Annotated in this window: 11 protein-coding genes and 3 pseudogenes; 11 read left to right on the top strand and 3 right to left on the bottom strand. The window is 72.5% G+C overall.

Annotated elements, in window-relative coordinates; all coding sequences use genetic code 11:
* The first annotated feature begins 110 nt into the window (after positions 1-110).
* The 4 genes from NEH16_RS09100 (at position 111) to NEH16_RS09085 (ending at position 6597) form a co-directional block, all read left to right on the top strand.
* Positions 111-2324 carry an MMPL family transporter gene (locus NEH16_RS09100; RefSeq protein ID WP_265540923.1) on the top strand — a complete coding sequence of 738 codons (2214 nt, stop codon included), beginning with the start codon at positions 111-113 and terminating at the stop codon, positions 2322-2324.
* A 64-nt stretch (positions 2325-2388) separates the two neighbouring features.
* A complete protein-coding gene (locus tag NEH16_RS09095) occupies positions 2389-3000 on the top strand; it encodes a hypothetical protein (RefSeq protein WP_265540920.1) in 612 nt (203 codons plus the stop codon).
* Positions 3001-3215: 215 nt separating this feature from the next.
* Complete coding sequence (locus NEH16_RS09090) at positions 3216-3392, top strand: hypothetical protein (RefSeq protein ID WP_199879006.1); 177 nt, start codon at positions 3216-3218, stop codon at positions 3390-3392.
* Positions 3393-3468: 76 nt separating this feature from the next.
* Positions 3469-6597 (top strand): helix-turn-helix transcriptional regulator, encoded by a 3129-nt coding sequence (locus tag NEH16_RS09085; RefSeq protein ID WP_265540918.1) that lies wholly within the window; start codon positions 3469-3471, stop codon positions 6595-6597.
* A gap of 8 nt (positions 6598-6605) precedes the next feature.
* Here the strand turns inward: NEH16_RS09085 and NEH16_RS09080 are convergent.
* A pseudogene (locus tag NEH16_RS09080) lies at positions 6606-7753 on the bottom strand (PQQ-dependent sugar dehydrogenase).
* A 197-nt stretch (positions 7754-7950) separates the two neighbouring features.
* Positions 7951-8943, bottom strand: a complete 993-nt coding sequence (locus NEH16_RS09075; RefSeq protein ID WP_265540916.1) for an aldo/keto reductase — start codon at positions 8941-8943, stop codon at positions 7951-7953.
* Between the two features lie 74 nt (positions 8944-9017).
* Between NEH16_RS09075 and NEH16_RS09070 the strand changes: the two genes are divergently transcribed.
* The 7 genes and pseudogenes from NEH16_RS09070 (at position 9018) to NEH16_RS09040 (ending at position 19334) form a co-directional block, all read left to right on the top strand.
* Positions 9018-9980 (top strand): 2-hydroxyacid dehydrogenase, encoded by a 963-nt coding sequence (locus tag NEH16_RS09070; RefSeq protein WP_265540914.1) that lies wholly within the window; start codon positions 9018-9020, stop codon positions 9978-9980.
* Between the two features lie 293 nt (positions 9981-10273).
* Positions 10274-13116 (top strand): annotated as a pseudogene (locus tag NEH16_RS09065) (putative bifunctional diguanylate cyclase/phosphodiesterase).
* A 215-nt stretch (positions 13117-13331) separates the two neighbouring features.
* Positions 13332-15188, top strand: coding sequence for an acetolactate synthase large subunit (locus NEH16_RS09060; protein WP_073963818.1), 1857 nt, complete (start codon positions 13332-13334; stop codon positions 15186-15188).
* Between the two features lie 23 nt (positions 15189-15211).
* A complete protein-coding gene (ilvN, locus tag NEH16_RS09055; RefSeq protein ID WP_018102507.1) occupies positions 15212-15739 on the top strand; it encodes an acetolactate synthase small subunit in 528 nt (175 codons plus the stop codon).
* A gap of 105 nt (positions 15740-15844) precedes the next feature.
* Positions 15845-16846, top strand: coding sequence for a ketol-acid reductoisomerase (ilvC, locus tag NEH16_RS09050; protein WP_164637845.1), 1002 nt, complete (start codon positions 15845-15847; stop codon positions 16844-16846).
* 214 nt (positions 16847-17060) lie between these two features.
* Positions 17061-18653: a phosphoglycerate dehydrogenase gene (gene serA, locus NEH16_RS09045; protein WP_073963816.1), complete on the top strand. Its 1593-nt coding sequence runs from the start codon at positions 17061-17063 to the stop codon at positions 18651-18653.
* A gap of 99 nt (positions 18654-18752) precedes the next feature.
* The gene (locus tag NEH16_RS09040) at positions 18753-19334 is read left to right on the top strand and encodes a TetR/AcrR family transcriptional regulator (protein ID WP_265540908.1); all 582 of its coding nucleotides are present in this window, start codon (positions 18753-18755) and stop codon (positions 19332-19334) included.
* 18 nt (positions 19335-19352) lie between these two features.
* Here the strand turns inward: NEH16_RS09040 and NEH16_RS09035 are convergent.
* Positions 19353-20494: pseudogene (locus NEH16_RS09035) on the bottom strand (PucR family transcriptional regulator).
* Positions 20495-20576 lie beyond the last annotated feature (82 nt).

Genomic DNA, 20576 nt, shown 5'->3' with positions numbered 1-20576 from the left:
AAGGATCACCTTCTGCTGTCAGAGTGGGCGTTCTCAGGTCATGAGACGTTTACGGGCAGATCGCGTTATCTGCGGGTAAAGGTCCACGAACCCGCAGGGAGCACGTCCCCTTGGCTGCCATCGCCCGCTGGTGCGTCACGCACCGCCTCATCGCCGTCCTGATCTGGCTGCTCGCCCTCGGGGGCACGGCCGCCGCCGCCGGGTTCGCGGGGTCCGCCTACTCCAACGACTACGAGGCCCCGGGCACCGAGTCCGGGCGGGCCGCGGAGCTGCTGAAGAGCGGCTTCACCGACCTCGGCGGGGACACCGACACCATCGTCTGGCACACCGCGGACTCCACGGTCCGGGCCACCGACGTCGAGCAGAAGATGACCCGCACCCTGCACGCGGTCGAACGGCTGCCCGGCGTCGGGGCGGTGGACAGTCCGTACACCGAGGCCGGCGGCGCGCAGATCAGCACCGACGGGCACACCGCGTACGCCACCGTCACCTTCGACCAGCGCGCCGACGACGTGCCCGTGGCGCAGGCGCGGGCGGTCGTGGACACCGCGAAGGCGGCCGGGAGCCCGCATCTGCGCGTCGAGCTGGGCGGCCAGGCCGTCGGGCTCACCGAGGCGCCCGCCGCGCATCTCAGCGAGGTCGTCGGGGTCGCCGTCGCGGCCGTCGTGCTCTTCCTCGCCTTCGGCTCCCTCGCCGCGAGCCTGCTGCCCATCGCCACGGCCCTCGTCTCGGTCGGCACGGCGTACGCGGGCATCGTGCTCCTCGGCCACCTGATGACCGTCGCCGACTTCGCGCCCATGCTCGGGATGCTGATAGGGCTCGGCGTGGGCATCGACTACGCCCTGTTCATCGTCACCCGCCACCGCAGAGGGCTGCGGCGCGGGATGACCGTGCCGGAGGCCGCGCAGCACGCGGTGGCGACGACCGGGCGGGCCGTGGTCTTCGCCGGGGCCACCGTCTGCATCGCCCTCCTCGGCATGCTGATCCTCCGGCTGAGCTTCCTCAACGGCGTGGCCATCGCCGCCTCGCTCACCGTCGTCCTGACCGTGGCCGCGTCGGTGACCCTGCTGCCGGCCCTGCTCTCGCTCATCGGGTTGCGGGCGCTGAGCCGGCGCGAACGGGCCCGGCTCGCCGCACACGGGCCGCAGCCTGAGCCGCCCACCGGTTTCGCCGCCCGCTGGTCCGCCTTCGTGGAGCGGCACCCCAAGCTCCTCGGCGCGGTGGCCGCCGTGGTGATGCTGGTCCTCGCGCTGCCCACCTTCTCGCTCCACCTCGGCAGCTCCGACCAGGGCAACAACGCGAAGTCCTCGACCACCCGGCAGGCGTACGACCTGCTCGCCGACGGCTTCGGCCCCGGCGTCAACGGACCGCTCACCGTCGCCGCGCACCTGGACGGCGCCGACGACCGGCTCGCGATGGACGCCCTGCCGGCCACCCTGCGCGCGGTCGACGGGGTGGCGTGGGCCCACCCGGTGACGTACAACGCCGGAGGCGACACCGCGTACATCACCGTCGTCCCCGACTCGGCCCCGCAGTCCCGCGCGACCAGCGACCTCGTGGAGCGGCTGCGTACGGACGTGCTGCCGAAGGCGGCCGACAACACCTCGCTGGAGACCCATGTCGGCGGGGTGACCGCCAGCTACGACGACTTCGCGCAGATCATCATCGGCAAGCTGCCGCTGTTCATCGGCGTCGTCATAGGGCTCGGCTGCCTGCTCCTGCTGCTGGCCTTCCGGTCCGTCGGCATCCCGCTGAAGGCGGCGGCCATGAACGTCGCGGCGGTCGCCTCGTCGTTCGGCGTCGTCGTCGCGATCTTCCAGTGGGGCTGGGGCAGCGAGCTGCTGGGCCTCGGCAGCCCGGGCCCCATCGAACCCTTCCTGCCGGTGATCATGGTCTCGGTGCTCTTCGGCCTCTCCATGGACTACCAGGTCTTCCTGGTCGGCCGGATGTACGAGGAGTGGCTGGAGACCCGCGACAACCGGCGCGCGGTCCGGGTGGGCCTCGCCGAGACGAGCCGGGTCATCAACTCGGCCGCCGTGATCATGATCTCGGTGTTCCTCGCCTTCGTCCTGAGCGGCGACCGCGTCATCGCGATGTTCGGCATCGCCCTCGCGGCGGCCGTCGCCCTGGACGCCTTCGTGCTGCGCACCCTGCTCGTCCCGGCCCTCATGCACCTGCTGGGCGGCGCCAACTGGTGGCTCCCCGGCTGGCTGGAGCGCCGGCTGCCCCGCCTGAGCATCGAACCGCCGGACCGCCCGGTGGTGCGGGTGCCGGTGCCGGGTGTGCGGACGTACGAGGACGAGCCGGCCGAGCGCGTCCACTGACCGCACGCCCGGGGGACGGAGGGCGTTAAGGGGCCTCTCATCTGCGGCACCTAGCGTGCGCCGCATGAACCGCACCACGCCCGCGACCGTCACCGACGGCGAGAAGACGACCGACGAGCCGACCGAGACCACGGAGACGACAGAGAGCACCGACCGCGCCGTCGCGGAGAACCCGGAGCCGCGGGACCAGGACGAGACGGGCCCGGTGGACGAGCCGGAAGCCGTCGAGGAGGCGGACCGCACCGACGACGCCGACGACGCCGACGAGGAGACCTCCGGGCGGCTCGCCGCCGCGTCCGCCGCCGTCGTCTCCGCCGGGCTCGGCGTCGTCGGCCTCACCGGCGCCTGGACCGGCCGGGTCGCCGCCGAGCGCGAGACCCTGATCGGCCAGATCAAGACCCAGTCCGGCGGCTCGGCGGCCCAGCAGATCAACGAGATCTACGGCGACGCCTGGCACTCCACCGCCCTGGTCAACGGCATCTTCGGCCTCCTCGCCCTGCTGGTCGGCACCTACGTCCTGGTCCGGCCCGCGTTCGGCGCCCCCGCCCGGCAGCCGCAGGCCGGCTGGGTCCGCGCGGTCGCCCGGGGCGGCATCGCCCTCGGCACCCTCGGCGTACTGATCTCCATAGCCATGTACTTCGACCTCATCGTCGCCCTGCCCACCACGGGCGGATAGGACGGTTCCGGGGCCCCGGCACCACCTACTAAGGCATGCCCGGACGGTTTCACCGGTCCCGGGTGGTGGTACGGCCCCGGACCTAAGGCGCCCGTACGCCACAGATGCGGAACACGCCCGATGTGGCGCACCCCCCTGGGGGACGAGAGTGGTGGCACGGCAGAGGAACTGCCGCCACCGAGGCCCGCAAGGGCCCTCACCCCAGGGGACATCCCATGTTCGACTACGAGATCCACAAGGTCATGCACGCCGAACTGCTGCGCCGCGCCGACCTCCAGCGCCTCGCCGGCGAGGCGACCCGGGCCCGCCGCACCCGCCGGACCCTCCGCAAGAAGTCCGGAAGGACGGTGAGTACCAGCGGCGTACGCGACCGGTTCACGCCCGCCGCGTAAGGCGGCGGAAGTGGACCGGGGCCGGGGGCCGTTCGGCCCGCGGCAAATTCCGTCCGCACTGTCGGACCCGTGTGCGATGCTCGCCCTCGTGGAGACCAGGTCAGTCAGCCCCGTGTTCGTCGGCCGCACCGGCGAACTCAACTCGCTCACCGGCGCGCTCGCCCGCGCCACCAAGGAACCCTCCGGCGCCGCCGGAGGGTTCTCCGGTGCGCCGCAGGCCCTGCTCATCGGCGGCGAGGCAGGCGTGGGCAAGACCCGGCTCGTCGAGGAGTTCCTCGCCCTCGCCGCCCGCCGGGACGCCGTCGTCGCCGTCGGCGGCTGCGTCGAGATCGGCGCCGACGGCCTGCCGTACGCCCCCTTCTCCACCGCCCTGCGCGCCCTGCACCGCGCCCTGCCCGACGAGATGGCCGCCGCCTGCGCCGGCCAGGAGGGCGAACTGGCCCGGCTGCTCCCCGAGCTGGGCGAGACCGGCCGCGACGGCAACGACGAGCTGGGCACCGCCCGCCTCTTCGAACTGACCGTCCGGCTCCTGGAACGCATCTCCGCCGACCGGGCCGTCGTCCTCGTCCTGGAGGACCTGCACTGGGCGGACTCCTCGACCCGCCACCTCCTCGCCTACCTCTTCCGCACCCTGAGCAGCGGCCGCCTCGTCGTCGTCGGCACCTACCGCGCCGACGACATCCACCGCCGCCACCCCCTGCGCCCCCTCCTCGCGGAGATCGACCGGCTCCGCACCGTCCGCCGCATCGAACTCGCCCGGTTCACCCGCTCCGAGGTCCGCCGCCAGCTCGCCGGCATCCTCGCGGACACCCCCGACCCCGCCCTGGTGGACGAGATATTCGAGCGCTCCGACGGCAACGCCTTCTTCGTGGAGGAGCTGGCCTGCATCCTGGAGTGCGGCGACGGGGACGGCGACGGCCTGCCCGAATCGCTGCGCGACCTGCTCCTCGTCCGGGTCGAGGCCCTGTCCGCCGACGCCCAGAAGGTCGCCCGGATCGTCGCCGAGGGCGGATCCGCCGTCGAGTACGAACTCCTCGCCGCCGTCGCCGGACTCGGCGAGGACGACCTCATCGCCGCGCTGCGCACCGCCGTCGGCGCCAACCTGCTCCTCACCACCCCGGAGGGCGACGGCTACCGCTTCCGCCACTCCCTGGTCCGCGAGGCCGTCAGCGACGACCTGCTCCCCGGCGAGCGCTCCCGCCTCAACCGCCGGTACGCGGAGGCGCTGGAGGCCGACCCCGCCCTCGTCCCCGACGACGAGCGCGCCACCCGCCTGGCCAGCTACTGGTACGGCGCGCACGACGCCGCCAAGGCGCTGCCCGCCGTGCTGAAGGCATCGGTCCGGGCCCGCCGCCGCAACGCCTACGCCGAACAACTGCGCCTCCTGGAACGCGCCCTGGAGCTGTGGGACGACGCCCCCGAGGACGTCCGCCGCACCCTGCGCCCCATCGACTACGCCGAGGTCTACCCGACCTGCGGGCGGGACGCCTCGACCCCGCTGACCTACCTCGACCTGATGGCCGAGGCCACCGTCGCCGCCCGCCTCGGCGGGGAGCGCGAACGGGCCTTCGCCATCTGCAAGAAGGCCCTGCGCATCCTGGAGGGTGAGGACGACGCGCTGCGCGCCGCCTGGTTCTGGGTCCAGCGCTCCCGCCTCGTCCAGGACCTCACGCGCGGCGACGGCTGGGAGGAGCTGGCCACCGCCGAGCGGCTGGTCCGGGGCCTGCCCCCGTCGAAGGTGCACGCGTTCGTCCTGATGCTGGTGGCCGGCTGGGGCGCCCTGCACCGCCCCGGCGCCGAGACCCTGGCCGCCGCCGAGCGGGCCGTGGAGTACGCCCAGCTCGTCGGCGACGAGTACATCGAGCTGCACGCCCGCCTCACCCGGGGCTGGCTCAACGCGGACGCGGGCGCCGTGGACGAGGGCATCGCCGAGATGTACGCCGTGCGCGACCGGGCCGACGAGCTGGGCCTCATCGACATCATGGGCCGGGCCAGTATCAACCTGCCCTCCACGCTGGAGGCCATGGGCCGCTCCCTGGAGGCGGTGGCCGCCGCCGACCACGGCATCGGCATCTGCCACGAGCACGGCGTCGCGGACATCGAGGCGTGGGTCCGTACCAACCAGGCGATGTCCCTGTTCTCGCTGGGCCGCTGGGACGAGGCGGCGGCCACCACGGAGGCGGCCGCCCGCAAGTCGCTGTCCCGCAAGTCCCAGGGCCTGGTCGCCTCCCGCCGTACCGAACTCGCCCTCGTCCGGGGCGACGTCGCCGAGGCCGAGCGGCAACTCGCGCTGACCCGGCGCTGCTTCGGTTCCAGCGACCCCCAGCCCCAGCACTTCATCAACCCGGTGCGCCACGCCATCCAGATCGCCGTGCTGCAGGGCCGGCTGCCCGAGGCCCGCGCCGCCTTCGAGGCCCAGGCCGCCGAGGGCTTCCCCACCGGCACCCAGCGCTACGCCTTCCCCATGCTGCACGTCGTCGCGGCAGCCGAGGCCGACGCCCGGGGCCTGCCCGCCACCGAACCGGGCCGCCCCGCCGTCCTCGACCTGGTCCGGAGCCACCTCAAGCGGCTGCCGGTCCTCGTCCCGGTCTGGTCCGCCTACGCCCTCCTGGTCGAGGCGGAGCTGGCCAGGGCCGAGGGCGTCGACACCCCGGACCACTGGGAGGGCGCCGCCCGGGCGTTCACCCCGCTGCACCGCCCGTACGAGCTGGCGCAGATCCACCACCGCTGGGCGGAGGCCCTGCTCGTCGCCTCCGGTGACCGGGCCGCCGCCACCGGCCTGCTGCGCGACGCGCACACCACCGCCGTGCGGCTCCGGGCCCGCCCGCTCACCGAGACCATCGAGCTGCTGGCCGGCCGCGCCCGCATCGCCCTGGCCGGGGCGGGCGGCGAGGCCGAGGAGATCCCGGCCGCGGTCGTCGTCCCGGACGGGCCCGGGCCCGCCCGCGACCCCTCCGACGAGCAGCTGCGGGCCGCCGCGGCCGCGGTGGAGTCCTTCGGGCTGACCCCGCGCGAGCAGGACGTCCACCGGCTGGTCGCGGCGGGCCTCACCAACCGCCGGATCGCCGAGGAGCTGTACATCTCGCCGAAGACCGCGAGCGTCCACGTCTCCAACATCCTGGCCAAGCTGGGCGTGACCGGCCGGGGCGAGGCCGCGGCCCTGGCCCACCGGCTGCGGCTGTACCCGGTGCCGGAGCAGCGCTGAGACGAGGGCTACCGCACCCGCACCAGCAGGATCTTGTCGTCGCCCGGCTTCGGCGTGCCCCGGCTGTCCGTCTCGCTCGTGACCAGCCACAGCTTGTCGCCGCCCGCCGCGAGCACCGTCCGCAGCCGGCCGTACTGGCCCTCCAGGAACGCCTGCGGGTCCGCCAGGGGCTCGTCGGCGGCCCCGTCCTCGAGGGAGAGCGGAATGCGCCACAGCCGTTCGCCCCGCAGCCCGGCCATCCAGATGGAGCCCTTGACGTACGCGATGCCGCTCGGCGACGCCTCGGAGGTCTTCCACTGGGCGACCGGGTCGTGGAAGCCCTTCTGGTGCGCGGTGCCCTCGACGTCCGGCCAGCCGTAGTTGCCGCCCGGCTCGATCAGATTCAGCTCGTCCCAGGTGTCCTGGCCGAACTCGGAGGCCCACAGCCGCTTCTCCGCGTCCCAGGCGAGCCCCTGGACATTGCGGTGCCCGTACGAGTACACCACCGAGTCGCCGTCCGGATTGCCGTGCAGCGGCTCGCCGTCGGGCGTCATCCGCAGGATCTTGCCGGCCAGGGACTTCTGGTCCTGGGCCCGGCCGTCGTCGCCGGTCTCGCCCGTGCCCGCGTACAGCGCGCGGTCCGGGCCGAAGGCGATCCGGCCGCCGTTGTGGATCTGCCCCTTGGGGATGCCCCGCAGGATGGTGTCCGGGGCGCCGAGCGACTGCCCGGGGGAGCCGTTCTCGTCGTAGATCATGCGGGCGATGCGGTTGTCCGACGCGGTGGTGAAGTACGCGTAGACCTGGTGGTCGGTGCCGAAGTCGGGCGATACGGCGAGGCCCAGCAGCCCGCCCTCACCGGCTGCGGCGACCCCGGGGACCGTGCCGAGGAGCTTCTTCTTGCCGGTCTTCGCGTCGATCCTGGTGATCGTGCCCTTGTCCCGGGAGCCCACCAGGAGGTCGCCGCCGGGGAGCGCGGCCAGCCCCCAGGGGAGTTCAGCCCCTCGGTGAGCGTCGAGAGCACCTTCGCCGAGCCCTTGGCCGGGGGCTGGTCGGCCGGGGGGCGCGAGACGGACGGCGACGGGGAGGGGGATTTGGCGGCCGACGCGGAGGGGGAATGCGCCGGTGAACTCGCGCCCGCCGGACCCCCGCCGTCCTGCGAGCTGCACCCGGCGGCCATCAGCAGCGCCCCGGCCGCCAGCACGGCCACCGCGCCCCGCCGCGCCCCGGTGCCGCCCCAGCCCTGTCCCGCACGCCCCACGGGCCCCTGCACTGATCCCACCACCACGCCAGTCCCTTCAACGGCCGCCTGTCCCCTGTTCTTACACCGAGCGGACGCGGACCGGGGCGCTTTCCGGCCCGGTGAACGGCGTGCGTCTAATACCAGGACTCGCGCGGCGGCGGCAGCCGGTCGATCTCCGCCAGGTCGCGTTCGGTCAGGGTCAGCCCGGCCGCGCCCGCGTTCTCCACCGCCCAGTCCGCCCGCTTCGTGCCGGGCACCGGCACCACCTGGGGCCCCTGGTGCAGCACCCAGGCCAGGGCCACCTGCGCGGGCGTCGCCCCGTGCCGCTCGGCGACCCGGCGCAGGCCCACGACCAACGGCTGGTTCGCCGCCATCATCTCGGCGGTGAACCGGGGGTGCCGGGCCCGCAGATCCTCCGGCTCGAAGCCCTGGCCCGGCGTCAGCGTGCCCGTGAGGAAGCCGTTGCCCAGCGGCATCGCGGCCAGGAAGCCCACGCCCCGGTCCGCGCACCACGGCAGCAGCGACTCCAGCGCCTGCGGCGACCACACCGAGAGCTCCGCCTGCACCGCGCTGACCGGGAAGACCTGCTGCACCCGCTCCAGCTGCCGGATCGTTCCGTCGTGCATCCGGGCACCCGGCCGCCGCGACGCCCGCGCACCGACCGCGCACAGCCCCAGCGCCCGCACCTTGCCCGCGCCCACCAGCTCCGCCATCGCGCCCCAGGTCTCCTCGACGGGCACCTCGGGGTCGGCGCGGTGGAGCTGGTAGAGGTCGATCACATCGGTCTGGAGCCGCCGCAGCGAGGCGTCGCAGGCCCTGCGCACGTAACCGGGCCTGCCGTTGGCCACGATGTGCTGATCACCCACCAGGAGCCCGCACTTGGTGGACACGAACGCCTCCGAGCGCCGCCCCTTGAGGGCCCGCCCGACCAACAGCTCATTGGTGAAGGGGCCGTACATGTCGGCGGTGTCGAGCAGATCGACGCCCGCGTCCAGCGCCGCGTGCACCGCCCGCAGCGCACGGTCGCCGCGCTGCTGCGAGGCGCTGTACGCCCAGCTCATCGGCATACAGCCGAGACCGACCGCACCCACGGCGAGCGCCGCCGCACCGAGACTCCTGCGCTCCAACTCCCCGAACCCTCCCTCGCACCCACAACAACCTAACCTCTGCGCCTGGGAGGGCTTCGCATAGCCTCCTGACCATGACTTCCACCACGCGCTCCGCCCCCGCCCCCGAGGTCTGGCTGCCCCTCCCGGCCGACGAGATCGACGGCCTTCCCGAGGGCCTGACGTACCACTTCTGGGACGGCGGGAAGGACTACCCGGCCGACCCCGCCGACTGCGCCTACTACGTCGTCCCCTACATGAAGGGCATGGAGGTCGCGGTCCGCCCGCTCGGTGCGATGAGCCGCGTCCAGGTCGTGCAGACGCTGTCCGCGGGCACCGACCACGTCGAGCCCGGCCTCGCCGGACTCCACGCGGGCGTGCGGGTGTGCAACGCCAAGGGCGTCCACGAGGCGTCCACCGCCGAGCTGGCCCTCGCGCTGATCCTGGCCTCGCTGCGCGGGTTCCCCGGCTTCATGCACGGCCAGGACGACGAGGAGTGGCGGTCCGGCTTCTACCCGGCGCTCGCCGACAAGTCCGTGCTGATCGTGGGGTACGGATCGATCGGCTCGGCCATCGAGGACCGGCTCGCGCCGTTCGAGTGCGCGCGGGTCGCACGCGTCGCGCGCTCCGCACGGACAACCGCACGCGGCCCCGTACACACACTCGACGACCTGCCGGCCCTGCTGCCCGAGGCCGATGTGGTCGTCCTCTCCACCCCGTTGAACCCCTCCACCCAGGGGCTGGTGGGCGCGGAGTTCCTCGCCGCGATGCGCGACGGGGCGCTCCTGGTGAACGTCGCCCGGGGCGGAGTGGTCGACACCAAGGCCCTGTTGTCCGAACTCGAGTCCGGCAGGCTGCGCGCCGCCCTCGACGTCACCGACCCGGAACCGCTGCCTTCCGGCCATCCCCTCTGGCATGCTCCGAACGTCCTCATCACGCCGCACGTCGGCGGCAGCACCTCCGCGTTCCTGCCGCGCGCCAAGCGGCTGATCGCCGGACAGCTCACCCGCTTCGCCGCGGGGCAGCCGCTGGACAACGTCGTCCGCACCACCGGCTGACCACGCAACGGGCACGTCCGGCTCCCCTCCGTGGCCACAACACCGCAGGTCGTCACGGAGAGTAGAGGAACTATGTCCCTGAGTGACGAGTCTGGTGTATCGTCCCGAAAGGGGTGTCGCGCCGTGGCAGGGACGGCGCCGGGGAGCCAGCCACACGCGAGGGGGCGACGGGCGATGGACGGCCGATGGGCGAACGATCCGACACGACGGAGCCGACGACGGCGCGCGGAGGGCCCGGTGAACCGGCGCCGCAGCCGGCCGGGCACCTCGGGAGGGCCGCGGTGAGCGCCCCGGTGAGCACCCGCGGAGCGTTCCTCGCCCGGCAGTCCGGGGCGGGCCGCACCTCCGCGCTGCTCCCGCAGCTCGTCCTCGGCCTCGTCAGCGGCGGTTACGCGGTGGGCGCGGCCACCGGCTGGGGCTCGGACCGGGTCGCCCTGCTCATGGGGGACTTCGGCCTCAGCGCCGCCGCCCTCGCCGCCGCCGTCTCCTGCTTCCTCTTCGCCCGCGTCGCCGACCCGCGATTCCGCCCGGCCTGGCTGCTGTTCGCGCTCTCCTCGCTGATGGCCGCCGGCGGTAACGCCGTCTGGGGCTGGTACGAGTGCGTGCGCGCGGTCCGGGTCCCGAGCCCGTCGCTCGCCGACGTCTTCTTCCTCTGCTTCGCGCCGCCCGCCATCGTCGGACTCCTCGTCCTCGCCAAGCGGCCCGTCACCCGCGCCGGCTGGGTCTGCCTGGCGCTCGACTCCTGGCTGATCGGCGGCTCGCTGCTCACCCTGTCCTGGAGCCTCGCCCTCGCCCACACCGCGCACGTCGCGGACATCGAGGGCGACAGCGTGGCCCGCGCCGCGCTCTCGCTGGCCTACCCGCTGCTCGACATCGTGCTCGTCTCGATGGTCCTCGCCCTGCACTTCCGGCGCTCCAGCGTCAACCGCGCCGCGGTGAACACCGCCATCGCCGCGCTCGCCCTGACCGTGCTGTGCGACGCCCTGTTCACCTCGCCGCTGCTCCGGCAGACCTACCACTCCGGCCAGTTGCTCGACGCCGGCTGGTTCGCCGGCTCGCTGCTCCTCGCGTACGCCCCTGGGGCGCCGCGCGCGACGCGGACAACGCTGTCCAGGCCGAGGGCGGGCACGACGACCCGGCCGCCCCGGGCACCGCCGGCCGCCCCATCGCCGGCTCGCTGGCCGCGCTGACCCCGTATCTCGCCGCGGCCGTCTGCACCCTGGGCATCCTGTACAACGTGATCGAGGGCCGCCGGGTGGACCGCGTCGTCGTCCTCACCGGGTGCACGGTGGTCCTCGCGCTCGTCGTCCGCCAGGGCATCATGCTCCTCGACAACATCGCCCTCACCCAGGAGCTGGCGCAGAAGGAGAACCACTTCCGCTCCCTGGTGCAGGGCTCCAGCGACGTCATCATGATCGCCGCCCCCAGCGGCGTCCTGCGCTACGTCAGCCCCGCCGCCGCCGGGGTCTACGGGCGCGACCCGGACGAGCTGGTCGGCGCCGAGCTGTCCTCGATCATCCACCCCGACGACCTCGGCCGCGTCGTCCACGAGGTCCGCCGCTTCCTCGCCGCCCCGCCCGGCGAGGAGCCCACCACCCGCATCGAGTGCCGCTTCCGGTCCGGCTCCGGCGACTGGCTCAACGTCGAGTCCACCGTCAACCGGCACCAGGGCGGCCTGATCCTCAACAGCCGGGACGTCACCGAACGCGTCCGCCTCCAGGCCCAGTTGCAGCACAACGCCGAGCACGACCCGCTCACCGACCTGCCCAACCGGGCCCTGTTCACTACCCGGGTCCGCCAGGCGCTCTCCGGCCGCCGCGCCGGGGACGCGGGCACCGCCGTCCTCTTCATCGACCTGGACGGCTTCAAGGCGGCCAACGACCGGCTCGGCCACCAGGCGGGCGACGAACTGCTCGTCCAGGCCGCCCGCCGCCTCCACGAGTCCGTCCGCTCCGGGGACACCGCCGCCCGCCTCGGCGGCGACGAGTTCGCCGCCCTCATCGTCGGTGACGCCGGCCGCGAGCAGGACGCCCGCGAGTGCCAGGTCCACGAGATCGCCGACCGGCTGCGCCTCACGCTCTCCGAGCCGTACCGCGTCGGCGACGGCGAGGTACGCGTCACCGCCTCCATCGGCGTCGCCTTCGCGGAGCCCGGCATCACCCCCAACGACCTCATGCGCAACGCGGACCTCGCCATGTACCGCGCCAAGGCCGGCGGCAAGAACCGCGTCGAGCTGTACGCCCCGCAGATGCAGGCCGACGTGGTCCGCCGCTCCGAGCTGGCGACCCGGCTGCGCGGCGCCCTGCGCGACGGCGAGTTCGCGCTCCTCCACCAGCCCGTGGTCCACCTCGCCACCGGCCGGGTCGCCGCCGTCGCCGCCCAGGCCCGCTGGCGCTCCGCCCAGGGCATCCTGTTCACGCCCGCCGAGTTCCTGCGGATCTCCGAGGACGGCGACCGCACCGCCGAGCTGGGCCGCTGGCTCCTCGAAGAGGCCGTCGAGCAGGCCGCCGACCGGGCCGGGGCGGGCCACCGGACCGCGGTGTCCGTCCGCCTCCCGGCCCGCCGGCTGCTCGACCGGAGCTTCCCGGCCGGCTCGGTCGAGGCGCTGCTCACGCGCTACGGGCTGCCCTCGGGGGCGCTCATGATCGAGGTGGCGGACAGCGACCCCCGGGTCCCCTTCGAGGACCTGGAACAGCGGCTGGCCGCGCTGCGCCGCCTGGGCGTCCGGATCGCGCTCGACGGCTTCGGCAGCGGCTACGCCGCGATCAACGCCCTGCGCCGCCTCCCCATCGACGTGCTCAAGCTGGACCGGGGCCTGGTGGAGGGCGTCGTGGAGTCGGCCCGGCTGCACAAGATCACCAGCGGGCTGCTCAGGATCGCCTGCGACCTGGGCATGCAGTCCGTGGCCGACGGCGTGGACGTCCCGGAGCAGGTCCTCGCCCTGCGCGCCATGGGCTGTACGCACGGCCAGGGCGCGGCCTTCTCGGGGCCGCTGGACGAGTACCGGCTGCGCCGCGCCCTGGTCCGGGGCACCTTCCCGGTGCCCGCCGGGGTGCCCGCGCAGAAGGTCCTCACGGGCGGCCCGATCCCGTCGCTCAGCCGCTCACATGGTGAGACACCCGTCCCACCCACTTGACACCCCGCGTGCGTCGGAGAGAGGGTCAATGCCATGCGCACCCGAATTCTCGTACTTGGAAAGCGCGTCGGCTGAAGCAGGGTCCCTCCATGACACTCTGCGGACCGCACCGGCGCGCTCCCCTCGCTTGCCTCACGGCACGAGGGGTTTTTTGTTGCACCGGACCAGGCAAAACGTCGTAAAACACTCGCAAAAACCTCAGCTTCGAGAAGAGAATGCCGATGACCGAGCAGGCCACCGGGGCCCACCATCCCCAGCCGCGGGCCCGTACCGGCGGATCGCCCTCCGCCACCGTTGAGCACGTCACGGGTGCGCAGTCCCTCATCCGTTCCCTCGAAGAGGTGGGCGCCGACACGGTATTCGGCATTCCCGGCGGCGCGATCCTTCCGGCGTACGACCCGATGATGGACTCGCAGCGCGTCCGTCACGTCCTGGTCCGCCACGAGCAGGGCGCGGGCCACGCGGCCACCGGTTACGCGCAGGCCACCGGCAAGGTCGGGGTCTGCATGGCCACCTCGGGCCCCGGCGCCACCAACCTGGTCACCCCGATCGCCGACGCGTACCTGGACTCGGTGCCGATCGTCGCGATCACCGGCCAGGTGGCCTCCGCCGCCATCGGCACGGACGCCTTCCAGGAGGCGGACATCTGCGGCATCACGATGCCGGTCACGAAGCACAACTTCCTGGTCACCAAGGCCGAGGACATCCCGCACACCATCGCCGAGGCGTTCCACATCGCCGCCTCCGGCCGCCCGGGCCCGGTCCTCGTCGACATCGCCAAGGACGCGCTCCAGGCGAAGACCACCTTCAGCTGGCCGCCGGTCATGGACCTGCCCGGCTACCGCCCGGTGACCAAGCCGCACGCCAAGCAGATCCGCGAGGCCGCCAAGCTCATCACCCAGGCCAAGCGCCCGGTGCTCTACGTGGGCGGCGGCGTCATGAAGGCCGGGGCCACCGCCGAACTCAAGGTGCTGGCCGAGCTGACCGGAGCGCCCGTCACCACCACCCTGATGGCGCTCGGCTCCTTCCCCGACAGCCACCCGCTGCACGTCGGAATGCCCGGGATGCACGGTGCGGTCACCGCCGTCACCGCGCTCCAGAAGGCCGACCTGATCGTCGCCCTCGGCGCCCGCTTCGACGACCGCGTCACCGGCAAGCTGGACAGCTTCGCCCCGTACGCCAAGATCGTCCACGCGGACATCGACCCGGCGGAGATCGGCAAGAACCGCGCCGCCGACGTCCCGATCGTGGGCGACGCCCGCGAGGTCATCGCCGACCTCGTCCAGGCCGTCCAGGCTGAGCACACCGAGGGCAACACCGGCGACTACAGCGCCTGGTGGAAGGACCTCAACCGCTGGCGCGAGACCTACCCGCTCGGCTACGACCTCCCCGAGGACGGCAGCCTCTCGCCGCAGCAGGTCATCCAGCGCATCGGCGAACTCGCCCCGCCGGACACGATCTTCGCCGCGGGCGTCGGCCAGCACCAGATGTGGGCCTCGCACTTCATCCAGTACGAGCAGCCCGCCACCTGGCTCAACTCCGGCGGCGCCGGGACCATGGGCTACGCGGTCCCCGCCGCGATGGGCGCCAAGGCCGGCATGCCCGACCGCACGGTCTGGGCGATCGACGGCGACGGCTGCTTCCAGATGACCAATCAGGAGCTCACCACCTGCGCCCTGAACAACATCCCGGTCAAGATCGCCATCATCAACAACGGCGCGCTCGGGATGGTCCGCCAGTGGCAGACCCTGTTCTACAACCAGCGGTATTCCAACACCGTGCTGCACGCCGGCCCGGACGGCGAGACCCCGCCCAACAAGGGCACCCGCATCCCGGACTTCGTGAAGCTCTCCGAGGCGATGGGCTGCCACGCCATCCGCTGCGAGGACCCGGCCGACCTGGACAAGGTCATCGCCGAGGCCAACGCGATCAACGACCGCCCGGTCGTCGTCGACTTCATCGTCCACGAGGACGCCATGGTGTGGCCGATGGTCGCCGCCGGCACCTCCAACGACGAGGTCATGGCCGCCCGGGGCGTCCGTCCCGACTTCGGCGACAACGAAGACGACTGAGAGACAGAGAGAGACCGACTTCCATGTCCACCAAGCACACGCTCTCCGTCCTGGTCGAGAACAAGCCCGGCGTCCTGGCCCGGATCACCGCCCTGTTCTCCCGCCGCGGCTTCAACATCGACTCGCTCGCGGTCGGTACCACCGAACACCCCGACATCTCGCGCATCACCATCGTCGTGAACGTCGAGGACCTGCCCCTGGAGCAGGTCACCAAGCAGCTCAACAAGCTGGTCAACGTCCTCAAGATCGTCGAACTCGAGCCGTCCGCTGCGATCCAGCGCGAGCTCGTCCTGGTGAAGGTCCGCGCAGACAACGAGACCCGCTCCCAGATCGTCGAGATCGTCCAGCTGTTCCGCGCCAAGACCGTCGACGTCTCGCCCGAGGCCGTCACGATCGAGGCGACCGGCGGCGCCGACAAGCTGGAGGCGATGCTCAAGATGCTGGAGCAGTACGGCATCAAGGAGCTCGTCCAGTCCGGCACCATCGCCATAGGGCGCGGCGCGCGCTCGATCACCGACCGGTCCCTGCGCGCCCTCGACCGCTCGGCGTAAAGCCAGAGGTCCCGCCGCCCGCTCGTATGGCGAGACCCGAAAACTTCATCGACGCACCCCGCCGTACGGTGGGACGCAACACCTGCACACCAAGGAGAAGACCCAGTGGCCGAGCTGTTCTACGACGACGATGCCGACCTGTCCATCATCCAGGGCCGCAAGGTCGCGGTCATCGGTTACGGCAGCCAGGGCCACGCCCATGCGCTGTCGCTGCGTGACTCGGGTGTCGACGTCCGTGTCGGTCTGCACGAGGGTTCGAAGTCCAAGGCGAAGGCCGAGGAGCAGGGCCTGCGTGTGGTGACGCCGTCCGAGGCCGCGGCCGAGGCGGACGTCATCATGATCCTGGTCCCGGACCCGATCCAGGCCCAGGTCTACGAGGAGTCCATCAAGGACAACCTCAAGAAGGGTGACGCGCTGTTCTTCGGCCACGGCCTGAACATCCGCTTCGACTTCATCAAGCCGCCGGCCGATGTCGATGTCTGCATGGTCGCCCCGAAGGGCCCGGGCCACCTGGTCCGCCGCCAGTACGAGGAGGGCCGCGGTGTTCCGTGCATCGTGGCGGTGGAGCAGGACGCCACGGGCAACGGCCTGGCGCTCGCCCTGTCGTACGCGAAGGGCATCGGCGGCACCCGTGCCGGGGTGATCAAGACGACGTTCACGGAGGAGACGGAGACGGATCTCTTCGGTGAGCAGGCCGTTCTCTGCGGTGGTACGGCCGCTCTGGTGAAGGCCGGTTTCGAGACGCTGACGGAGGCCGGTTACCAGCCGGAGATCGCGTACTTCGAGTGCCTGCACGAGCTGAAGCTCATTGTGGACCTGATGTACGAGGGCGGTCTGGAGAAGATGCGCTGGTCGATCTCGGAGACCGCCGAGTGGGGTGACTACGTGACCGGTCCGCGGATCATCACGGACGCCACGAAGGCGGAGATGAAGAAGGTTCTCGCGGAGATCCAGGACGGCACGTTCGCCAAGAACTGGATGGCGGAGTACCACAACGGTCTGCCGAAGTACAACGAGTACAAGAAGGCGGACGGCGACCACCTGCTGGAGACCACGGGCCGTGAGCTGCGCAAGCTCATGAGCTGGGTCAACGACGAGGACGCGTAACACCCCCGCGCCGGGGCGGGTCAGCCTGCCCCCGGCGCCCACGCACTCGTGCGGGTGATCCTTCCGAAGGGGCGCTGATCGGGGTCTCGCGCATGACTACACTGCTCCACATACACGCGTCAGGCCCACAGTGTCGTGCGTCTTCCACGCGGCAAGCCCCTCCACGCCTGCGGCCGTCGGGACGGCCGTCCGCACTGGATCTGTGAGGACTTACGTGAGCTCGAAACCTGTCGTACTCATCGCTGAAGAGCTGTCGCCCGCCACGGTGGACGCCCTGGGCCCGGACTTCGAGATCCGGCACTGCAACGGCGCGGACCGCGCCGAGCTCATCCCCGCCATCGCCGACGTCGACGCCATCCTGGTGCGGTCCGCCACCAAGGTCGACGCCGAGGCCATCGCCGCCGCGAACAAGCTGAAGGTCGTCGCCCGCGCGGGCGTCGGTCTGGACAACGTCGACGTCTCCGCCGCCACCAAGGCCGGCGTCATGGTCGTGAACGCCCCGACCTCCAACATCGTCACCGCCGCCGAGCTGGCCTGCGGCCTCCTCGTGGCCACCGCGCGCCACATCCCGCAGGCCAACACCGCCCTCAAGAACGGCGAGTGGAAGCGCTCGAAGTACACCGGCGTCGAGCTGAGCGAGAAGACCCTCGGCGTCGTCGGCCTCGGCCGCATCGGCGTCCTGGTCGCCCAGCGCATGTCCGCCTTCGGCATGAAGATCGTCGCCTACGACCCCTATGTGCAGCCGGCCCGCGCCGCGCAGATGGGCGTCAAGCTCCTCTCCCTGGACGAGCTGCTGGAGGTCTCCGACTTCATCACCGTGCACCTCCCGAAGACCCCGGAGACGCTGGGCCTGATCGGCGACGAGGCGCTGCACAAGGTGAAGCCCACCGTGCGCATCGTCAACGCCGCGCGCGGCGGCATCGTGGACGAGGAGGCGCTCGCCTCCGCGCTCAAGGAGGGCCGCGTCGCCGGCGCCGGCCTCGACGTGTACGCGAAGGAGCCCTGCACGGACTCCCCGCTCTTCCAGTTCGACCAGGTCGTCTGCACCCCGCACCTCGGCGCCTCCACCGACGAGGCCCAGGAGAAGGCGGGCATCGCGGTCGCCAAGTCCGTGCGCCTCGCGCTCGCCGGTGAGCTGGTCCCGGACGCGGTCAACGTCCAGGGCGGCGTCATCGCCGAGGACGTGCGCCCGGGCCTCCCGCTCGCCGAGAAGCTGGGCCGGATCTTCACCGCGCTGGCCGGCGAGGTCGCCGCCCGCCTCGACGTCGAGGTCTACGGCGAGATCACCCAGCACGACGTCAAGGTGCTCGAACTCTCCGCGCTCAAGGGCGTGTTCGAGGACGTCGTGGACGAGACCGTGTCGTACGTGAACGCTCCGCTGTTCGCCCAGGAGCGCGGGGTCGAGGTGCGCCTCACCACCAGCTCCGAGTCGCCCGAGCACCGCAACGTGGTCACCGTCCGGGGCACCCTCTCCGACGGCCAGGAGGTCGCCGTCTCCGGCACGCTGGCCGGCCCGAAGCACCTCCAGAAGATCGTCGCGATCGGCGAGCACGACGTGGACCTGGCGCTCGCCGACCACATGATCGTGCTGCGTTACGAGGACCGCCCCGGCGTCGTCGGCACGGTCGGCCGCATCCTCGGCGAGGCCGGTCTGAACATCGCGGGCATGCAGGTCTCCCGCGCCGACGTGGGCGGCGAGGCGCTGGTCGTCCTCACCGTGGACGACGACGTCCCGGCGGCCGTGCTGACCGAGATCTCCTCGGAGATCGGCGCCGCCTCGGCCCGCTCGGTGAACCTCACCGACTGACCGTCCCGCCCGACCTCACGGACCCCAGGGGTCCCGCCCGTACCCGGCATATAGACACGCGTCTTACACAAATGTCTGCATGCCGGGTACGCTGCTGTCATGGGACATCGTGAGGATCTGCTCGAAGGCGCCAAGCGCTGCCTGCTGGAGAAGGGGTACGCGCGCACCACGGCGCGCGACATCGTGGCCGCGTCGGGCACGAACCTCGCCTCCATCGGCTACCACTACGGCTCCAAGGACGCGCTGCTCAACCTCGCCTTCATCAAGCTGACCGAGGAGTGGGGCGAACGGTTCGAGAGCCCCGCGGACGAGCCGGAGGTCCCGGCCGCGCCGCTCGACCAGTTCCGCGAGACCTGGGAACGGGTCATCGGGAGCTACGAGCACACCCGGGCCGTCTGGCAGCTCCAGATGGAGGTCATCTCCCGGATCGACTCCGACCCCGAGCTGCGCAAGGCCCTCATCGGACCGCAGCGCGCCGGCCGCGACGGACTCGCCGAGTCCATGATGGGCGTCGACCCCGAAACCGACCCGGAGCGCGCCCGTGTCGCCGGCCTCTTCTGCCAGGCCCTCCTGGCCGGGGTCATGGTCCAGTGGCTGATGGACCCCGAGTCGGCCCCGTCCGCCCAGGACCTGACGGAGGGCCTGAAGCTGGTCCTGGAAGGCCGCGGCCCCGCGAGCTGAGCCCTCAGAGCCGGACCCTCAGAGCCGGGCCGCCTTCAGGGCCATGTGGAGCAGCAGCCGGTCCTTGCCGTCGTTGAGGTCGAGTCCGGTGAGCTGCTGGACGCGGGAGAGGCGGTAGTACAGCGTCTGGCGGTGGATGCCCAGCTCGGCGGCGGTCCGGGACGCCTGGCCCGCGCAGTCCAGGAACACCTCCGCGGTGCGGGCGAGCTCCCGCTGCACCGGGGTCAGCAGGAGGCGCACCGCCGGGTCCTGCGGGGTGTCCGGGGCGAGCGCGGTCAGCGTCCGGTACGGCCCGATGGCCGACCAGTCCGCGACCGGGCCGTACCGGCTCTCCGCCGCCGCCGCACGGGCCGCCGCCGACGCCTCGTGCCAGGCGTCCGCCAGCTCCGCGAGGCCCCGGCGCGGCACCGCGATCCCGGCGGTGGCCGTCCCCCGGCGGTGGCGCGCAGCCGGTCCGCCGCGGTGAGCGCGGGGTCCAGGACCTCCGGCGAGCGCAGCCGGATCAGCGCCGCGAGGGCCGGCGGCCCGGCCCGGCCCGGCAGCGGGGCGCCGGTCAGCGCGGCGGCCGAAGGGACGGTGCGCACGGCGGGCGCGCCGTCCGGCCACGGGGTCACGCAGACCACGGTGTGCAGCCCCGCCGCGTCCGGGCCCAGCGCCTCGGCGAGCGCGGCGACCGCCATGTCCCGCTGCCAGCCGCGCCCGGCGGCCAGCACCGCGCCGAACTCCCGGGACAGGTCGGTGCCCGCCCGCTCCTCGTCGGCCAGCAGCGCGCCGATCCGGGCGGCGACGTCCATCGCCGCGTCGAGCTGGCGGTCGGTCGGCCCCGGGTCGGCGTCGAGCAGCCATACGTAACCGAGCACGACACCCCGATGGCGTACCGGCAGGCAGATGCGGTCGCGGTAGACGCCGGCCTCGGGGGCGGCGGGGATGCGGAGGGGGCCGGTGGCGCGGGTGATGCCGAAGTTCTCGAACCAGGCGCGGACCGCCGGGGTGGACCGGCGGGTGAGGATCGACCGGGTGCGGACCGGGTCCATCGCCGTGGTGTCGTCGCTGTCGTGGGCCCCGAAGGCGACCAGGCCGAAATCCCGGTTCTCCAGCGTCGCGGGGACGCCGAGCAGCGCGGAGATCTCGTCCACCAGCTCCTGGTAATCGCCCTTCACCCGGCCATTCTCGCACCCCTTCAGACATATGTCTGAGATCCAGTCCACGGATGTGTGGCAGCTGTCGATGGCAGGGAAACCG

Origin of the sequence: Streptomyces drozdowiczii (assembly GCF_026167665.1) — a bacterium.
Lineage (GTDB): Bacteria > Actinomycetota > Actinomycetes > Streptomycetales > Streptomycetaceae > Streptomyces > Streptomyces drozdowiczii_A.
The sequence above is the reverse complement of the archived record's forward strand: the minus strand, read 5'-3'. Positions and strand labels throughout refer to the sequence as shown.